Source organism: Psychroserpens sp. AS72 (genome assembly GCF_038900375.1).
In the GTDB taxonomy this organism is placed as follows: Bacteria; Bacteroidota; Bacteroidia; order Flavobacteriales; family Flavobacteriaceae; genus Psychroserpens.
Genome location: NZ_JBBMRC010000001.1, coordinates 21,151 through 40,575 on the forward strand (window position 1 = coordinate 21,151; position 19,425 = coordinate 40,575).

16 protein-coding genes and 1 tRNA gene are annotated in these 19,425 nt (G+C 33.7%); 9 read left to right on the plus strand and 8 right to left on the minus strand.

The genetic code is table 11. From position 1 onward, the window contains the following. Nucleotides 1–87: 87 nt before the first annotated feature. Together hemC and hemA are read right to left on the minus strand one after the other, a co-directional pair. Nucleotides 88–1,671, minus strand: coding sequence for a hydroxymethylbilane synthase (gene hemC, locus WNY78_RS00075; protein WP_342871134.1), 1,584 nt, complete (start codon nucleotides 1,669–1,671; stop codon nucleotides 88–90). Next, nucleotides 1,664–2,926, minus strand: coding sequence for a glutamyl-tRNA reductase (hemA, locus tag WNY78_RS00080; RefSeq protein ID WP_342871135.1), 1,263 nt, complete (start codon nucleotides 2,924–2,926; stop codon nucleotides 1,664–1,666). Before hemA ends, hemC begins: the two co-directional genes overlap by 8 nt. A 196-nt stretch (nucleotides 2,927–3,122) precedes the next feature. Here hemA and WNY78_RS00085 point away from each other — a divergent pair, with 196 nt between their 5' ends. After that, nucleotides 3,123–4,016 carry an AraC family transcriptional regulator gene (locus tag WNY78_RS00085; RefSeq protein WP_342871136.1) on the plus strand — a complete coding sequence of 298 codons (894 nt, stop codon included), beginning with the start codon at nucleotides 3,123–3,125 and terminating at the stop codon, nucleotides 4,014–4,016. Nucleotides 4,017–4,098: 82 nt separating this feature from the next. Here the strand turns inward: WNY78_RS00085 and WNY78_RS00090 are convergent, their stop codons facing one another. Then, nucleotides 4,099–4,662 (minus strand): DUF6705 family protein, encoded by a 564-nt coding sequence (locus WNY78_RS00090; protein WP_342871137.1) that lies wholly within the window; start codon nucleotides 4,660–4,662, stop codon nucleotides 4,099–4,101. 153 nt (nucleotides 4,663–4,815) lie between these two features. Between WNY78_RS00090 and WNY78_RS00095 the strand changes: the two genes are divergently transcribed. The 8 genes from WNY78_RS00095 (at nucleotide 4,816) to WNY78_RS00130 (ending at nucleotide 15,077) form a co-directional block, all read left to right on the plus strand. Then, on the plus strand, nucleotides 4,816–5,415 hold the full coding sequence (locus WNY78_RS00095; protein WP_342871138.1) for a hypothetical protein: 600 nt from the start codon (nucleotides 4,816–4,818) through the stop codon (nucleotides 5,413–5,415). A gap of 2 nt (nucleotides 5,416–5,417) precedes the next feature. Then, a complete protein-coding gene (gene hemH, locus WNY78_RS00100; protein ID WP_342871139.1) occupies nucleotides 5,418–6,461 on the plus strand; it encodes a ferrochelatase in 1,044 nt (347 codons plus the stop codon). Continuing rightward, nucleotides 6,461–7,813: an MATE family efflux transporter gene (locus WNY78_RS00105; protein ID WP_342871140.1), complete on the plus strand. Its 1,353-nt coding sequence runs from the start codon at nucleotides 6,461–6,463 to the stop codon at nucleotides 7,811–7,813. The genes hemH and WNY78_RS00105 overlap by 1 nt, the downstream gene beginning before the upstream one ends. Before the next feature lie 140 nt (nucleotides 7,814–7,953). After that, nucleotides 7,954–11,046 carry a glycosyl hydrolase gene (locus WNY78_RS00110; protein ID WP_342871141.1) on the plus strand — a complete coding sequence of 1,031 codons (3,093 nt, stop codon included), beginning with the start codon at nucleotides 7,954–7,956 and terminating at the stop codon, nucleotides 11,044–11,046. Beyond that, on the plus strand, nucleotides 11,046–11,594 hold the full coding sequence (locus WNY78_RS00115; RefSeq protein WP_342871142.1) for a CopD family protein: 549 nt from the start codon (nucleotides 11,046–11,048) through the stop codon (nucleotides 11,592–11,594). The genes WNY78_RS00110 and WNY78_RS00115 overlap by 1 nt, the downstream gene beginning before the upstream one ends. 73 nt (nucleotides 11,595–11,667) lie before the next feature. Continuing rightward, nucleotides 11,668–13,122 carry an ATP-binding protein gene (locus WNY78_RS00120; RefSeq protein ID WP_342871143.1) on the plus strand — a complete coding sequence of 485 codons (1,455 nt, stop codon included), beginning with the start codon at nucleotides 11,668–11,670 and terminating at the stop codon, nucleotides 13,120–13,122. A gap of 11 nt (nucleotides 13,123–13,133) precedes the next feature. Then, a complete protein-coding gene (locus WNY78_RS00125; RefSeq protein ID WP_342871144.1) occupies nucleotides 13,134–13,916 on the plus strand; it encodes an enoyl-CoA hydratase-related protein in 783 nt (260 codons plus the stop codon). Between the two features lie 87 nt (nucleotides 13,917–14,003). Continuing rightward, nucleotides 14,004–15,077, plus strand: a complete 1,074-nt coding sequence (locus tag WNY78_RS00130) for a PA0069 family radical SAM protein (RefSeq protein WP_342871145.1) — start codon at nucleotides 14,004–14,006, stop codon at nucleotides 15,075–15,077. A gap of 123 nt (nucleotides 15,078–15,200) precedes the next feature. Here WNY78_RS00130 and WNY78_RS00135 read toward each other — a convergent pair whose 3' ends face one another. The 5 genes from WNY78_RS00135 to WNY78_RS00155 form a co-directional block, all read right to left on the minus strand. Further along, nucleotides 15,201–15,491 (minus strand): GIY-YIG nuclease family protein, encoded by a 291-nt coding sequence (locus tag WNY78_RS00135; protein ID WP_342871146.1) that lies wholly within the window; start codon nucleotides 15,489–15,491, stop codon nucleotides 15,201–15,203. Between the two features lie 99 nt (nucleotides 15,492–15,590). Beyond that, entirely contained in the window at nucleotides 15,591–15,881 is a 291-nt protein-coding gene (locus tag WNY78_RS00140) for a GIY-YIG nuclease family protein (protein ID WP_342871147.1), read from the minus strand. A 51-nt stretch (nucleotides 15,882–15,932) separates the two neighbouring features. After that, nucleotides 15,933–16,006, minus strand: a tRNA-Asn gene (locus WNY78_RS00145). Between the two features lie 87 nt (nucleotides 16,007–16,093). Then, nucleotides 16,094–17,419 carry an RIP metalloprotease RseP gene (gene rseP, locus WNY78_RS00150; protein ID WP_342871148.1) on the minus strand — a complete coding sequence of 442 codons (1,326 nt, stop codon included), beginning with the start codon at nucleotides 17,417–17,419 and terminating at the stop codon, nucleotides 16,094–16,096. Nucleotides 17,420–17,477: 58 nt separating this feature from the next. Continuing rightward, a complete protein-coding gene (locus WNY78_RS00155; protein WP_342871149.1) occupies nucleotides 17,478–19,415 on the minus strand; it encodes a M1 family aminopeptidase in 1,938 nt (645 codons plus the stop codon). Nucleotides 19,416–19,425: the final 10 nt, after the last annotated feature.

Consider the following 19,425-nt stretch of genomic DNA (forward strand, 5'->3'; position numbering starts at 1 on the left):
TCCTCATACTACTAGTTATTATTGGTTACTTTTTTTATTTTTCAGCCAATAAATTTAAGTAAGATAAGTTTAGCTAATAGCCAAAGGCTATTTTTCATAATAATCATTAACCAAAGCCACAACACTTTCAACAGTTGGCATTTTAGCAACTCTAACATCTTTAAAATGTTTTTTAGCTTCTGTTGCAGTGGTCTCTCCTATACAAAATGCTATCATATTGTCTTCAACATCATTTTCTCTTTTGAAACTCTGCACAGTTGATGGGCTATAAAACATGACGCCTTCTACAGTGTCATCTATTGTTTGCGAGTCGTACTTTGTTTCATAAGCAACGACTTCATTGACATCTATATGATTCTCAGCTAATATTGTTGGTAAATCATCTAATCTTAAATCGCTGCAAAAGTATGTAACATTGGTGCCATCAATATAATTAACGAGATATTGTGCTAAAGCTTTTGCACTAGTTTCGGTATGTTTGACTTTGCCTATTTTGCGTTCTACAAATCGCTTTGTTTTACCTCCAACACAATAGATGTTCTCGAATTTTAATTCTTCCGAAGAAAAATTTGTAAGTAACGCTTGTACAGCATTTTTGCTAGTGACAATCACGTTTTTTGGCATTGGTCGTAAAACAGTAGGTGTCATACGATTCAAACTAATTTTTATAAAATCTGAACTCTCACTAATCACAGCATCACAAAACATATGTTTTTGTTCTTCTGTTAGTGTTTTAGTAGAGTAGATATTTGTTTTTTGATCTCCTTTTTTAAGCGTATCCATTAAACGATTTCCACCACGTTCAATAACATAATCTGCACAAAATTGAGCCAAATCATGATGTGCTCCTAAAGCAACTGTACGCTGAACTTCTATTTTCTTGGTTCCATCAAGACTTAATAATACACCTTGAAAGTGAACCTCTTCTTCTTTTACAAAAGCTAAAGCACCAATTGGAGCAGAGCATCCACCTTCTAGAAGGTTTAAGAATTTACGTTCTATTGATGTTGCGATTTCTGTTTCTTCGTGATTAATTTCTGCACAAATAGCTCGTGTTTCTTCATCATTTTCTAATGCAGTCATCATAATTGCGCCTTGTGCAGGTGCAGGAATCATCCATTCTAAATTAAAACTTTCTTCTGGTTTTATATCTAAACGACCTAAACCAGCTGCGGCGAATATGGCACCATTCCAATCACTATTTTCTAATTTTTCTAATCGAGAATTGACATTACCTCGCAATCCAACCATAGTATGTGTTGGGTAACGATTTAACCATTGTGCTCTACGACGCAAACTACCAGTTGCGATAATTGCTTCGCGTTGTGATAAAAACTCTTCGTTGTCATTAAATACTAGGCAGTCTCTAACATTTCCGCGTTTAATAACAGCAGCTTGTACAATGCCTTCTGGCAATACAGTTGGCACATCTTTCATGGAATGTACTGCAATGTCAATGTGACCATTTAGCATCGCAACATCTAATGTTTTTGTAAAAACACCAGTAATCCCAAGCTCGTAAATGGGTTTGTCTAATACAATATCTCCTGTAGATTTTACAGGGACTAAGACGGTTTTATGTCCTAAATGTTCGAGTTGGCTTTGTACAATTTTGGCTTGCCATAACGCTAATTCGCTATCACGAGTTCCTATTCTTATGAGTTTAGACATTGTCTGTGGTTGTTTCGAGTTGAAACACTTTTTTAATGAGTTCAAGGCTATCGTCTGTAGAAACATCATCGCCTTTTAAATGATGTGCAAAATGATTGGTAATTTTTTGAATGATTTTATTGCTTATCACTTCAGCTTGCGCTTCATTGAAATCACTCATCTTTTTGCGTTGCGTATCTAATTCTGCAGTTGCAAAACCAGTTAATTTATGTTTTAATGCTTTCATTGTTGGCGCAAACTTTCGAGTTGCTAACCAAGCATTAAATTCGGTTTTTATATCTTCAATAATTGCTTCGGCTACAGGAATGTGTTCTTTTCTGCGTTCTAAAGTATCATCTGTAATTTGTGCTAAATCATCAAGATGTACTAAAGTAACGTTGCTTAATTCTGAAACGTTTTCATTGACGTTCTTCGGAATGGAAAGGTCCAAAATTAATAAAGGCTTCGTCGTTTGAATGCAATGTTTATCTACCGTCGGGTTTTGAGCACCAGTGGCAACTACTAAAATATCAGATGTATTAATTTCTTCCTGAAGTTGGGAATAATCTTTTACCAGTAAATTGAATTTACCAGCAACAGCTTCGGCTTTATCTTTAGTTCGGTTAATTAAAGTAATGTGTGGGTTTTTAGTATGCTTTACTAAATTTTCACAGGTATTTCTTCCAATTTTCCCTGTTCCGAAGAGTAAAATATTTTTTTCTGAAACATTATCAATCGACTTCATGATATATTGAACAGAAGCAAATGATACTGAAGTTGCGCCAGAAGAAATATCAGTTTCGGTCTTAATACGTTTTGAGGCTTGAATTACAGAATTAACCAAACGTTCTAAAAACGGATTGAATAATTGATGCTTTCTAGATAATCTTGCGCTTGTTTTCAACTGACTAATAATTTCAAAATCTCCAAGAATTTGGCTATCTAAACCAGATCCAACACGAAACATGTGAGAAATAGCATCTTTGTTTTTGTAAACGTAAGCGACACGTTGAAATTCTTCAACAGTTCCTTTTGTATTGTCACACAATAATTGAATGAGTTGAAAAGGGTGTTCTGCAAAACCGTAAATTTCGGTTCTATTACAAGTAGATGTCACTATTAAACTTTCAATACCATTATGTTTGGCTTGTTTCAAAACAGCGCGTTTTGAATCTTCATCCAAACTAAAATGACCACGAATTTCGGCATCAGCTTTTTTGTAGCTTAGCCCAATTGCGTAAAATGTGGTGCCTCTCGACATATTGTAGTGCTCCATACCTGATTTGGAAATTACCAAAGCAAAAGTAAAAAGCTCAATCGATAAAAAACAACGCTAGAAGAACTTTAAGTATCGTTTGTGGTTTTTTATAGTTATTTATTCCTAAAACATGATAAATGTCATATTTTTGTAGTCATATCAAGGCTTTAATCTGTATTTGTTTAGAACGAATCTAAATAAGAATAAAAATATTATGAATTTTTCAGACTCAAAAAATATCGCTAGAGGTTCATTTAAAGAAACACAATTAGATGAAGGTTTTTTCGTGCTCACTTATCAAAATGAAACTAACGATGTACAAATAGTTGAACGTGAGATTGATAGTAGTTTTATTCAGTTTCACTATTGTATTAAAGGGTCAAGTGAATTCATTTTTAATAATGGTAATTATCGTTTAAAAATTGAGGAGGAGAATTCATTATTACTTTATAATCCGCAAAGAGATTTACCAATTCATTTAGAAGTACATTCTAAATCTTGGTTGGTCTCTGTATTAGTATCGATTAAAAAATTTCACGGACTCTTTTCACAAGAAGCAGATTATATCACGTTTTTAAGTGAAGACAATAAAGACAAAAAATATTACAAGGATGGTAAAATCTCACCATCTATGGCAATTGCACTGAATCAAATTATCAATTATAATCTAAACTCATCTATTAAAACACTTTATTTTAAAGGTAAAGCTTTAGAGTTGTTGAGCTTGTATTTTAATAGGAGTGAGGATGCCGATATTGAACAATGTCCATTTTTAGTAGATGAAACTAACGTCATTAAAATTAGAAAAGCCAAAGATATTATGATTGCTCGTATGGCAGAGCCACCAACACTTCAAGAATTGAGTGAAGAAATAGGTCTCAGCCTAAAAAAACTAAAAGAAGGCTTTAAGCAAATTTATGGAGACTCTGTGTTTAGTTTCTTATTTGACTATAAAATGGAAGTGGCTCGTAAACTTCTAGAAGCTGGAAACCATAATGTCAACGAGGTTGGACTTAAAGTGGGTTACAGCACGTCTAGTCATTTCATTTCAGCATTTAAAAAGAAATATGGGACAACACCTAAGAAATATTTAATGGCTTTGGGTTAAAATATAAAAGTTCCACTTTTTTGAGTGGAGCTTTTATAAATTTATTGTTTTATAAATGTATAATCTCCATAAGGTATTCTATTTACCATTGGTGAATCCATACTTGGTTGGACAGTATAATTAAAAGAATAAAATACAACTTGCATTTTTCAATTCCATCTTCAACCCTATGCCTTAATACCATTGCAGAGTTTAAATACTCATAAAGTGGATCAGTAAAATAAACAAATACTTGGCGTTGGTCATCAGTACAATCCTCACATTTAGGATATTGCCCTCTGTGTAAAATTGTATTTCCAATCAAATAGTGATCATATATAAAAATAGAATTATCATTTAGTTGTGAGAGATTATCTTCAATGACTGTTCCATTTACTGTAAATTTATAAGCTCCAACTAGGTAGTCTTCATATTGATTATAGTCAGTATCATAAACATCTTCCCACTTTTCAAATTTAATAGTGACTATTGAGTCATTATTTTGCCATTTCCATGTGCCCACAAAGTCACTAAGATCACCATCGACGTCTTTGTAATGCGTACCTTCTGGTAAATCTGGGTCTGCGCGATATAATGGTGCATTTTGAGCTTTGCATGAGCTGAATATTATTGTGAATAGTAGTATTAGTATATATGTGTTTTTCATGTTTAGCTCTAAGACGTTAAAATTAAAAAAAGACTACTAGATAAATAAGAGATAATGCGCCAAGATGATATTATGTTAAGTGAAACCCATTTTTCACTTAGGTAACTTAATGTTTAAGAATACTATCGTATTTTTGTAAAAACTATTTTTACTATGAAAAAGCTTACAACATTAATACTTTCCTTATTAATTTCATTATTAAGTTTCGCACAATCTCATACAACTGAGATTACAAAAAACGCTCAAACCTATTATGATCACATGACCAATCAAAATTTTGATGGTGTATTAGATTATATGTACCCTAAAGTATTTGATTTCGCGTCAAGAGATCAAATGAAAGCAGGTATGGAGCAAATGTTTAGTTCTTCTGATATGAAAATCGAATTTCTATCTAATGATGTCACTAACGTTTCCGAAGAAAAAATTGTAGAAGATATCACCTATGCAGCTGTGTTTTATAACAGCAAAATGAAAATGACGTTTTTGTCTGAAAAAGATAAATCTGCTGAAGATCAAAAAGCTTTTTTAGATTTTATGAAAGCAACAATGGATACACAATTTGGTCCAGATAATGTGACTTCAGATGCTGAAACGATGTCTCTTGTTATAAATATGGATGCCTCTATGTTTGCAATTAAAGATCCGGAATATGATGGTTGGAAATTTATTGGTAACGACGATGCCATGAAACAATTGGTAGATTCTATCATTCCTGAGAGTGTGAGAACAACGTTATTAGAAGAAAAATAAATATGAAAGGAGTATTACTCGTAAACTTAGGCTCGCCAGATAGTCCAACACCTAAAGATGTTAAAAAGTATTTAGGTGAATTTTTAATGGATGAACGCGTTATTGATATTCCGTTAATAGCAAGAACAGCGCTTGTAAAAGGGATTATATTAAATACACGTCCGAAACAATCGGCTGCTGCCTATAAAAAAATATGGTGGGACGAAGGGTCACCTTTAATAGTGCTTTCCGAACGTTTAAAAAACGGGATTCAAAAAGAAGTAGAATATCCTGTTGCATTAGCAATGCGTTATGGAAGTATGACCATTAAAAAAGGACTTCAAGAATTGGTAGATAAAGGTGTTGATGAGGTGTTTTTAATTCCGTTGTATCCTCAGTTTGCTATGGCAACAACTGAGACTATTTTAGTATTAACTGAAGAGATTAGAAAAGCTCATTTTCCGCAGATAAAAATTATAGACTTAAAAGCGTTTTATAACAAACCAGATTATATAGAAGTACTTTCAAATTCGGTGGCAAGACATCTCAATAGTAATGATTATGAGCATTTATTATTCTCATATCATGGTGTTCCAGAACGCCACATTAGAAAAAGTGATATTACAAATTCACACTGTAAACCAAGTGATAAGGAGAATTGTGTGTGTTGTAAAACACCATCACCAGCTCATGAATTTTGCTATAAACATCAATGCTTAGAAGTGACGCGATTAGTTGCAGAAAAACTAAATTTAAAAGAAGGCACCTACTCAACATCCTTCCAATCTCGTTTAGGTTTTGATCCATGGTTGCAACCATATACAGATCTTACAATTGAACGTTTAGGTAAAGAAGGCATTAAAAAAATGGCTATCGTAACACCTGCGTTTGTAAGTGATTGTTTAGAAACGCTTGAAGAAATTGCTATGGAAGGTGAAGAAATTTTCCATGAAATGGGAGGAGAAGACTTCACAACAGTACCATGCTTAAATGACGACAAGGAATTTGTAGATTTACTCTCTAACTGGATTAATGATTGGGCAAAAGATGAAACCGTTATCGCATAATGGCAAAAACCAGCTCTAAAGATCTTGGAACGCAACCCATTGGCAAGCTTCTCATAAAGCAAGCAGTTCCTGCGTCTATTGGTATTTTAGTGATGTCTCTTAATATTCTGGTGGATACTATTTTCGTCGGAAATTGGATTGGTTCAACCGCAATTGCAGCCATAAATGTTGTGCTTCCAGTATCCTTTTTTATTGCTGCATTAGGAATGGCAATTGGTATTGGAGGATCGTCAATTATTTCTCGTGCTTTAGGAGCAGATGATAAACCAAAAGCGCTTAAAACTTTCGGTAACCAAATCACACTCACATTTCTTTTCACCATTTCGTTTGCTGTTTTTGGGTTGATTTTTGTTGACACACTAATTCCGGCATTTGGTGGTAAGGGCACTATTTTTGATCCTGCAAAAATCTATTATGAAATTATCTTGTATGGTGTTCCTGTACTAGGATTCGTCATGATGGGAAATACAGTAATTAGAGCAGAAGGGAATCCTAAATTTGCCATGTATGCAATGTTGATTCCTTCCGTCGGAAATCTGCTGTTAGATTATATTTTTATCAATGTCATGGATTTAGGAATGGCAGGAGCAGCTTGGGCAACAACTGGATCTTATATCGTTTCCTTTCTCTTTATTTTATGGTATTTTTTGTCTAAAAATTCTGAATTAAAAATTAATCTATCCCATTTTAAATTAGAAAAATCAATCGTTTCAGAGATTGGTTCCTTAGGTTTCGTTACTCTCGCAAGACAAGCAGTTGTGAGTGTTACATTTCTGCTCGTAAACAATGCGCTTTACAATTTTGGCGGAGAAACTTCAGTTACTGCATATGCAATTGTAGGTCGATTAAGCATGTTTGCATTATTTCCTATTTACGGGATTACACAAGGTTTTATACCCATTGCAGGTTATAATTATGGAGCAGATCAGCATGATCGTGTTAAAGAAGTGATTTATACAGCAATTAAATATGCAACCATTTTAGCAGCGATTCTATTTATCGCTCTAATGGTGTTTCCAGAAGTCATTACCAAATGGTTTACCACAGATGTAGATGTAATTAATATCACACCAACTAATATGCGTTGGACGTTTGCTGCAGTACCTATTTTAGCATTGCAACTTATTGGAGCTGCTTATTTTCAGGCTGTTGGGAAAGCGTTTCCAGCTTTGATTTTAACATTAACTAGGCAAGCTATTTTCTTCATTCCGTTGATGTATATCATGCCATTATATTTTGGAGAATTGGGTATTTGGATGTCGTTTCCTATTTCAGATGTCTTGTCTACTATTGTGACTTGGTTCTTTTTGCGTCGTGAGATTAGGTTAAAATTGAAAACAACCACTGCATAATATTTATGTTATGCTTTCGCTAGCGCACGTCTGTGATGAGTGATGTGTAGGTTTGGTAATCGTTACAAACGAGCGCCAACTTTGCAACCGAATAATATTATTATGCTTATTTTTAATGCATGTAAAAAACCACCAACAAAATGAGACTTTTCACTACACTTTTATGTCTTTTTCTCTTCGGAAATGTAACAATTTTAGAAGCTCAATCTTTTGAAGAAACTCAATACGACGCACTAGAATATCGACTTCTCGGACCTTTTCGAGGCGGACGAAGTGCTGCAGTTACAGGAGTTCCTAATAAACCCAACTTGTATTATTTTGGAGCAACAGGTGGAGGAATTTGGAAAACACAAGATGGAGGACGAACATGGGAAAATATTTCCGATGGTTATTTTGGAGGTAGTATTGGAGCAATAACAGTTTCAAAAAGCGATCCTAATGTCTTGTATGTTGGAGGAGGAGAAAAAACCGTTCGTGGTAATGTGTCATCAGGTTACGGGATTTGGAAAAGTGTTGATGCAGGGAAAACTTGGACTTCTGCAGGACTAAAAAATTCACGTCACGTGCCAAGAATTGCTGTAGATCCTACAGATCATAATGTGGTTTATGCTGGAGTTTTAGGAAATATCTACAAACCAACTCAAGAAAGAGGTGTTTACAAAAGTACAGATGGCGGAAAAACATGGAAAAAAACACTCTTTGCGAATGAAAATGCAGGTGTTGTTGATTTATTGATTGATCCAACTAACCCTAGAATTTTATATGCTTCAACATGGAGAATCCAACGTACACCTTATAGTTTGAGTTCTGGAGGCGAAGGTTCTGCACTTTGGAAAAGTACAGATAAAGGCGAAACTTGGACAGAAATATCTACTAATAAAGGATTTCCAGAAGGAACTCTAGGAATTATTGGTGTCACTGTTTCTCCCGTAAATAACCAACGTGTTTGGGCAATTATTGAGAATAAAGATGATGGTGGTTTGTATAGAAGTGATGATGGTGGAGACACTTGGAAACAAGTTAATAGCGAACGAAAATTACGACAACGTGCTTGGTACTATACAAGATTATATGCAGATACTAAAGACGCAGATGTGGTTTATGTATTGAATGTGCGTTACCACAAAAGTACAGATGGCGGAAAATCATTTGACACTTACAATGCACCTCATGGAGATCATCACGATTTATGGATTGCACCAGAAGACCCAAACCGAATGATTATTGGAGATGATGGTGGAGCACAAGTGACTTATGATGGTGGAGAAACTTGGAGTACATATCACAATCAACCAACATCACAGTTTTATCGTGTGACGACAGATAATCATTTTCCATATCGTATTTATGCTGCGCAACAGGATAATTCTACGGTTAGAATTCCGCACAGAACTGATGGTCGTTCAATTTCCGAAGATGATTGGGAAAGTACTGCTGGAGGAGAATCGGCACATATCGCAGTAGATCCCGAGGATGATGATATTATTTATGGAGGTAGTTATGATGGTTTCCTAACAAGAGTCAATCATAAAACTGGAACCGTTAGAGCTATCAATGTTTGGCCAGATAATCCAATGGGACATGGAGCAGAAGGAATGAAATATCGCTTTCAGTGGAATTTCCCTATTATATTTTCTAAGCATAATCCAAACCGATTATACACCTTTTCACAACACGTGCACGTGACCGAAAATGAAGGTCAGAGTTGGGAGATTATTAGTCCGGATTTGACAAGAAATGATCCTGAGAAATTAAAATCATCAGGAGGACCAATTACTCAGGACAACACATCTGTAGAGTATTATTGTACCATTTTTGCGGCTCAAGAATCGCCAATTACTGAAGGTTTACTATGGGTTGGTAGTGATGATGGTTTAATTCATGTCACAAAAGATGGTGGCCAAAATTGGGAAAACGTCACACCTAAAGGCATGCCAGAATGGATGATGATCAATAGTATTGAGCCTAGTGTTTTTGATGCGGGAACCTGTTATGTGGCAGGAACAAAATATAAAACGGGTGATTTTGCACCTTACTTATACAAAACTACAGATTACGGAAAAACTTGGAAAAAAATCACAGATGGCATCAATTCAGAGCATTTCACTAGAGTCCTAAGAGAAGATCCTAAGCAAAAAGGCTTGCTCTATGCAGGAACCGAAACAGGAATGTATATTTCTTTTAATGATGGAAAGAACTGGAAACCGTTTCAATTGAATTTGCCTATTGTACCTATCACAGATTTAACCATTAAAGACAATAATTTAATCGTGGCTACGCAAGGACGTAGTTTATGGATGATTGATGATTTAACGGTAATTCATCAATTGTATAATAATGCTTCCGAAGACAATAAATTGTTCAAACCAAAAGATACGTATAGAATGCGTGGTGGAAGTAGAAGCGGAAGTAAAACGTCTGGAACAAACCATCCAAATGGTGTAATCACCTATTTTAATTTGAAGAGTTTTGACGAAAAAAAGGATGAGGTTCAATTAACGTATATGGATGCAAAAGGTGATACTATTAAAAATGTAAGCACAAAAAATAAGAAGGAAAATACTTTAAAAGTTGAAAAAGGCACTAATAAATATATTTGGAGCATGTCATATAAAGGTGCAGAAAAGTTAGATGGAATGATTTTGTGGTGGGCAAGTTTAGATGGACCTCAAGCAATACCTGGAGTTTACAAAGCAACACTAAATGTTAATGGCACAGATTATTCGCAACCTTTTACAATCCTTGCAGATCCAAGAGCAGAGAGTACACAAGAAGATATGCAGAAGCAATTTGATTTTATTACAGATGTCAATAAAACAATGGATGATGCGCATAAATCCATTAAAAAAATCAGAAAAATCAAAAAGCAATTGACAGCTTTTGAAACACAATACAAGGATAATGTGGATTTGAAAGAGTTATTAGATAAAGCAAAAAAGCTTAAAGAAGATTTTACTAAAATTGAGGAAGCATTATATCAAACACAAAATAAGAGTGGTCAAGATCCGTTGAATTTTCCAATTCGATTAACCAATAAGTTGGGACATTTAAATTCATTAGTTGGTATGGGTGATTTTGCACCTACAGATCAGGATATTGCAGTTAAAAATGAACTAAGTGCTCAAATTAAAACCCAATTAGATGCATTCAATCAATTAGTTGGTAATGAAATATCTGCGTTTAATACTGCTTTTAACTCTAAACAGTTAAACTATTTATTTGTTGAAGATTAATGGAATACTATAACTATATAAAAGCCTTACACCTCATTTTTATTGTCACATGGTTTGCAGGATTGTTTTACATCCCAAGATTATTTGTGTATCAAATTGAAGCGTTCCATAAGCCTTCTCCAGAAAAGGAAATCTTAGGCAAACAATTGAAACTTATGGCAAGACGTTTATGGACTATCGTTACGTGGCCTTCAGCAATTCTAGCGACGTTTTTTGCAATTTGTTTACTTGTTTTAAATCCGGTTTTACTACAATTCTCCTGGATGCATGTAAAACTAGGTTTTGTTGTATTGCTAATTTTTTATCATCTAAAAACGCATCAATATTTTAAACAATTGCAACGTGATGAGGTTAAAAAAACATCAAATTTCATGCGTCTTTGGAACGAAGGAGCCACTTTTATTCTCTTTGCTGTTGTGTTTTTAGTAATTCTGAAAAATGCCATAAATTGGATTTTTGGCGTTGTTGGTATTTTGATCCTAGGTATTTTACTCATGTTAGGTTTTAAAATCTATAAAAATATGAGGAGCAAAAACCCAGATGCTTAATAATGGCTTAATTATTGTTACATTTAATACAATTATTATTTAATACTAGGTACTCGTTTTTACGAGCATTTCTATGAAGTTAAACAAACTGTCTTTACGAGTCCGTATATTTTTTGCCATGATTTTATTGGTGTTAATTGCATCTGTTCTAATAGCAGGTGTAACAATTTATCAATATAATGAAGAAGCAATAGATTATCATAAAGAGCGATTAGAGCGTAAAGAAACTGCTATTATTAGTGATATAAACTATGTTATTAGAGAAACAACATATCTAGTAGAAACCGAGAAAGTTCCATTAATTTTTAAGGATGAAATTTATAGAATTTCAGAAATTCACGGACTAAGAATCAATTTGTATGATATGGACGGGACATTACTCATTACGTCTAAGGCTAGTTTTATTAATGATTCTATAACCAAATGTATTCCTACAAACATTCTAAATGAAATTTCTAATAATGCAGCACATAGATTTGTTGTTAAAAATGAAAAAAATGGTGAGACCTTTCAGTCGTCATACATTTATATTTTAGATACTAAGTCTAAACCTTTAGCTATATTAAATTTACCCTATTTAGAGAATGATGACTTTCTAAATAAAGAGCTTAATGAGTTTTTAGAACGTTTGGCCTATGCCTATGTTTTTATGATGCTCATCGCTATTTTATTAGCCTTATTATTATCAAAATATATTACAAGAACGCTGAAGACGATTTCAGATAAAATAAATGAAACACGTCTAGAGAAACGGAATAAGAGAATTGATATTTCTTCATCAAGTGAAGAGATTTCTACATTGGTCAACTCCTATAATAGTATGATTGATGAACTTGAGGAAAGCGCAGTTAAATTAGCAACTAGCGAAAGAGAACAAGCATGGAGAGAAATGGCAAAACAAGTGGCTCATGAGATTAAAAATCCACTAACACCAATGCGATTAAGTGTTCAAAGTTTTCAACGAAAATTTGATCCTAATGATGAGAATATACATCAAAAAGTAGATGAGTATAGTCAGACATTAATTCAGCAAATAGATACGTTGAGTTCAATTGCTTCTGCTTTTTCTAATTTCGCAAAAATGCCAGCGCAAAAAGACGAAACCTTGAACGTGGTAAACATCGTTAAGTTAGGCTTAGATATTTTTAGTGAAGATTATATCATATTTTCTTCGGAAGAGGATGAAATTTTAGCCAATTTTGATCGTACGCAATTGATACGTGTCGTTACTAACTTGGTTAAAAATAGTATTCAATCTATTCCTGATGATAGAGAACATCCTAGAATTGAAGTTAACGTTTCTTCAGATAATGAGATGGTTAATATTACCGTTTTTGATAATGGTGTGGGAATTTCCGAAGACAATAAAATAAAAATCTTTGAACCTAAATTTACTACAAAATCAAGTGGAATGGGATTAGGTCTCGCCATGGTAAAAAATATCGTTGAAACTTACAAAGGAAATATTACCTTTACAACTCAACTAGGAATTGGAACCACTTTCACAGTTACATTTCCGAAGAAATAATAATATACATCATGAGTTACCAGAATATTTTAAGTACTACAAATAACGGTATTACTACAATTACAGTAAATAGACCGAACAAACTTAATGCCCTTAATAAAGCAACTATAGCAGAACTCCATAATGCTTTTAAAGCAGCTAATAAGAGTAAGGATAGTAAAGTTATTATCATTACTGGAAGTGGCGAAAAGGCTTTTGTTGCTGGTGCAGATATAAGTGAATTTGCAGATTTTGATGTTAAAAATGGAGGTAAATTAGCAGCCGAAGGTCAAAAAATCTTGTTTGATTATATCGAAAACTTATCAACTCCAGTTATTGCAGCTGTAAATGGTTTTGCGCTAGGAGGTGGTTTAGAATTAGCAATGGCATGTCATTTTAGAGTAGCGAGTGACAACGCAAAAATGGGATTACCTGAAGTCTCTCTAGGTGTCATTCCTGGTTATGGTGGTACACAACGATTACCACAATTAGTTGGTAAAGGTCGAGCTATGGAACTAGTAATGACTGCAGGAATGATTGATGCTAATCAAGCCTTAGCGTATGGATTAGTTAATCATGTGACGCCTCAAGAGGAATTGATTGACTTAGCTGAAAAAATTGCTAGTAAAATAATGCGAAATTCATCTGTAGCAATTAAAGGCGCTATTAAAGCAATTAATGCTAATTATAAAGATGGTGTTGATGGTTATAAAACTGAAATCAAACAATTTGGTAAATGTTTTGGTACCGAAGATTTCAAAGAAGGAACGACAGCATTTTTAGAAAAGCGTAAAGCTGATTTTCCTGGAAAATAATTAAACTTTTGTGATTTGTTTATAAGTTAAAACTTGACTGACTAGTTTGCTTTAATGTTTTTGTAATTTTACAAAAAAACAAGCAATATGTTAGATAAGTCAATTATAAAAGGTCGTGGAGCACAGCAAAATGTACACAATCGATTTTTTGAATTGAGTCACGAACAACGTGATGATTTTTTAGAATATTGTGCTAAAGAAGGAGAAGATCCAGATAAAAATAAAACACTATATCTTCCCGTATTTCCTAAAACTATAGTTAATAAAGTAAAGAGTCCAGATGTTGGAATGGCATATTCTATGAATATGTATCAAGGCTGTGAACATGGTTGTATTTATTGTTACGCTCGTAATAGTCATGAATTTTGGGGATATAGTGCAGGCTTAGATTTTGAACGTCGTATTTTAATTAAAAAAGAGGCTCCACAATTATTAGAAGCTTTTATAAAGAGAAAAAGTTGGAAAGCCTATCCCATTATAATGTCTGGAAATACAGATTGTTACCAACCTGCTGAAAAGATATTTGAAATCACAAGGCAATGTTTGGAGGTGTTTTTAAAATACAAGCATCCTGTTGGTATTATTACAAAAAACGCTTTGATTCTTCGAGATTTGGATGTGTTGAAAGTTTTGGCTAAAGATAATTTAGTAAGTGCTAATATATCTATAACCTCACTTTCTGAAACCACTCGACGAATTTTAGAACCAAGAACAGCAACCATTAAAAAACGTCTAGAAACTGTAAAGATTTTAACTGACAATGGGATTCCTGTAAATGTGATGTTAGCTCCTATAATTCCGTCAATCAATAGTCATGAGATTTTACCATTAGCAAAAGCGGTTTCAAATGCTGGAGCGTCTAGTATAGCACATACAATTGTGAGATTAAATGGAGCCATTGGTGCAATTTTTACAGATTGGATACATAAAACTATGCCAGACAGAGCAGAGAAAGTATTACACCAAATAGAAGATTGTCATGGAGGAACGCTTAACGATTCTCGTTTTGGTCAACGTATGCGTGGCGAAGGTCAAATAGCGAAACAAATAAATGATTTAGTGAAATTAGCACGACTCAAATATTTTAAAGGTAAAATGATGCCCAAGTTAAATACAGAGTTGCATGAACCTTTTAAAGATGGACAAATGCGGTTGTTTTAGTTTATAAATATGCTATTATGTTTTCGTTCATAATATAAAACAAAAAAGTCCAACATTTCTATTGAACTTTGTATGCTCCTCTTCAAAGACTCGAACTTTTCCCGAAAGCTTTCGGGACTCAGATTAACAGTCTTTATATTTTAATAAAAGTTTTAAAGTAATTTCAGGATGTTTGAGTAGATTTTGAGTATAAATTCTACTTTTCATTCTTTTAATGTGTGCTTCAATAGCGAGACCTTGTGTTTTTGTTTTACAGTCAATTTTATAATATACAAACCAATCGTCTGCGTTGTAAGTATATTTTCTTTTTTCAGGATTTTCATGGAATAGTAATCTTAAATTAAGATTTGAGCTATAGCCGATATAGAATCTATTAATTTTTTTGGAAGATAAAATGTAGACACAATGTTTCATAGGAAATAATATAAAACAAAAAAGTCCAACATTTCTGTTGAACTTTGTATGCTCCTCTTCAAAGACTCGAACTTTTCCCGAAAGCTTTCGGGACTTAGATTAACAGTCTTTATATTTTAATAAAAGTTTTAAAGTAATTTCAGGATATTTGAGTAGATTTTGAATGTAAATTTTACTTTTCACTCTTTTAATGTGTGCTTCAATAGCGAGACCTTGTGTTTTTGTTTTGCAGTCAATTTTATAATATAGAAACCAATCGTCTGCGTTGTAAGTATATTTTCTTCTTTCAGGATTTTCATGGAATAGTAATCTTAAATTAAGATTTGAGCTATAGCCGATATAGAATCTATTAATTTTTTTGGAAGATAAAATGTAGACACAATGTTTCATAGGAAATAATATAAAACAAAAAAGTCCAACATTTCTGTTGAACTTTGTATGCTCCTCTTCAAAGACTCGAACTTTGGACCCTCTGATTAACAGTCAGATGCTCTAACCAACTGAGCTAAAGAGGAAGGTTATTTTTCGCGTTAGCGAGCGCAAATATAAATCATTTTTTAAGTTAGTCAAAGATTTTTTTAAAAAATTTCTAATTTTTTTATTTAAATCCAATCATTGATATTGGCAGATAGTACCATTGCGATTAAAAGAATAAATCCAACCAACTGAGCACGTTCTAAAAACTTCTCGTTTGGTGCTCTTCCTGAAATCATTTCATATAACAAAAACATCACATGACCACCATCTAAAACAGGTATTGGTAATAAATTAAGTACACCTAACATAATAGATAAAAATGCGGTCAGTGCCCAAAAAGCTTGCCAACTCCATTCTGCTGGAAAAATGCTATAAATGGCTTTAAAACCACCAACACCTTTATATGCTCCAGTACTAGGTGTAAATATTTTTTTGAGTTGCACACCATATGAAGCTACTGTCTCTGTAAACTTGTCGAAGCCTACAACAACACTTTCACCTAAGCCATATTCTTTCTTTACGATATCATAATAGCCTACTTTTTCCAGATCAGTTAATGTACCGCCTGGCATGATGCCTAGTTGTCCATTAGCATCAACATTAAGTTGCATTGGGATGGTTTTTCCATCTCTTAAAATTTCCGCAGAAATCTTAGTATTAGCTAACGGTTTAGTTCTATCTTCTATTTGATCAAAGTACTTTAAAGGTTCATTATTTATAGAAACTATTATATCTCCAGTTTTAAGTGATGCTCCTTTATTTGCCATGCTATCAATAACATAGTCAACAACAAACGGATAACGTAAACCAAAAAAGCTTCTGCTTTCACCAGTACTTAATTGTCCTAAAAAATCTTCAGGAAGTGTGATTTCCTTAGTTTCGTTATTACTTAGTACTGTTATTTTTTCAGCTTCAATAAGTTTCTTTCTAATTTCAGAAACCATGGTTACTTTTTCGCCATTAATAGAAACGACGTTATCTCCTGTTTTTAAACCAAGATCTGTTAAAATTGGATTTGTAACCGTATAACCATCTTTTACACTATCTGTTGTAATATCTGTATCTCCATAACCAAAAGCTAAAAAGACATAAATAATATAAGCGAGAATAAAATTAACAGTAACTCCACCAAGCATAATAATTAAACGTTGCCAAGCTGGTTTTGATCTAAACTCCCAAGGTTTTGGTGGTTGAGCCATTTGCTCTTTATCCATACTCTCGTCCATCATACCTGCGATTTTCACATAACCACCAAGAGGTAGCCACCCAATTCCATAAACCGTATCTCCAACTTTCTTTTTAAATAAAGAAAATTTTAAATCAAAAAATAGGTAAAATTTCTCTACTCTAGCTCCAAATAACTTAGCTGGTATAAAATGTCCTAATTCGTGTAAAACGATTAGTAGTGAAAGACTCAATAAAAACTGAGATATTCTAATTACAAACTCCATGTATCTTAAATCAAAAAAATTCTAAGCTGCAAAAATAGTGTTTTAGCATGGTTTATACTTACTTTTTTAACACCGTTTTAGTAATGACTCCAACTTTGGTTTGAAATTGAATAAAGAATAAACCAGAAGCCCAATCAGTCGTGTCTATTGTAGCGTTGAACGGAAACTGATTTACGAGTAGACCTAACGGATTAAAAATTTTCACTTCTGAAATATCCAAGCTAGAAGGTTTGTCTATAAATAAAACTTGTGAAGTTGGGTTAGGATACAACAACAATGAATCCGCTATTTCCAAATCATCAACACCTAAAAGCACACTATTATTTTGTGAAATTAAATCAGACTCTGGGTCAAATAGAATGTTCTGAACTTCAAAATTAACGGGTTCTAAAAAGTGTTGCCCATTAGTGTTGTTATCTAAAACAAGATTTAGTGTTTCACCAAGTGTACCAATTAAACGTACAGGAACAGGCGCTTCAAAAAAGGAAACCGATGCATGACTTTGCGTTTGGTTAATCGTTATAGACACTTGGTTTGTTGATGGCTGATTCCAGTTAATTGTATAACTAGGATATCCTTGATTGTATAACCAATCATCAAAAAACTCAGTTAAATCTTCACCAGACGACGTTTCAACGATATTGATGAAATCTTCCGTTTTAGCATAATCATAAGCGTGCTCTGAACTGGCTAAATATGTTTGCATCGCTAGGAAAAATGGAGTGTCTCCAAGTTTTTTCCGAAGCATATGTAAAACCATAGATCCTTTATTGTAAGATAATCTACTACTAAATATTCTATTAACACTGGTTGTATCTTGGTCTGTGAGATACACAGCTCCATCTGGTTGTGAGGTAATAGAGTTATTTCGTTGCTGTTTCCAAGATGTAAAATCGTCATTGCCATCAAGGTTTTCTATGATAATTCCAGACAGGTAAGTGGCAAAACCTTCGTTAAGCCAGATGTCTTTCCAACTTCCGCAGGTAATTTTATTACCAAACCATTGATGTGCTAATTCATGTGCAACAAGATTACGACCAAAGCTTCCCATAAAGGAAACGGTCGTGTGTTCCATTCCGCCTCCCCAACCAAATTGAGCATGTCCATATTTTTCATCTGCATAAGGATATTCTTCAAAAAGATTACTGTAAATATTCATGATATCTACTGTAATTGGTGTGTTAGCTTGTGCGTTTGCAAGCGCTTCTGGATAGACGTAGTTTACGATATCAAACGGATTTCCATTATTTGGTACTGTGTGAGAATAGACTTCATAATTGGTTGCAGCAATCGCAATTAAATATGCTGGTATTGGGTAACGATGTTTATAATGGGTTGTTTTATTTGTTCCTTCAATACTTTGACTTTGCTCAAGACCATTTGCTACAGATATATATTCTTCATTAGATGGATTAAATTGAGGCGTTGTCATAAATACATCTACAGAATCTATTTTGTCAATTAAATCTTGCTTACATGGCCACCAAGCTTTTGCACCATAAGGTTCAGAAAGTGTCCAAATTATTGGGTCTCCATTGTGTTGCGTTTGTTCAAATGACCCTAATCCAGAACTGATTGGATTTCCAGAATAACTTACAGTAAGAGAATCTAAAACACCTGTATTTAGAATTGTTGGTAAAGTGATGACTAATTCATCATCAGTATTCTGAGTAAAAGCTAATGCATTTCCTCTTTGTAAAACCTGAGACACAATCATGTTTGAAGTCAAATCAAAGGTAATGGTGGTCATATCACTCTTTGCCTCAAAATAACTTGTAACTTCACCAGCAATAAAAGCCACTGAAGGGTCTATGTCTAATTCTAGTCTATTATATTTTAAATCGTAATTACCTGTGTTAAGATTAGAGCGTTGCATCATGTGATTTAATGCAGACTTAGCTTCAGACTCACTGATGGCATCTAGAGTTTCGTTATAATCTTGTGAAAAGGATACTGCTGAGCAGAGACCAAAAAAAAGGAGTAGTCGTAATTTCATGGTATTATGT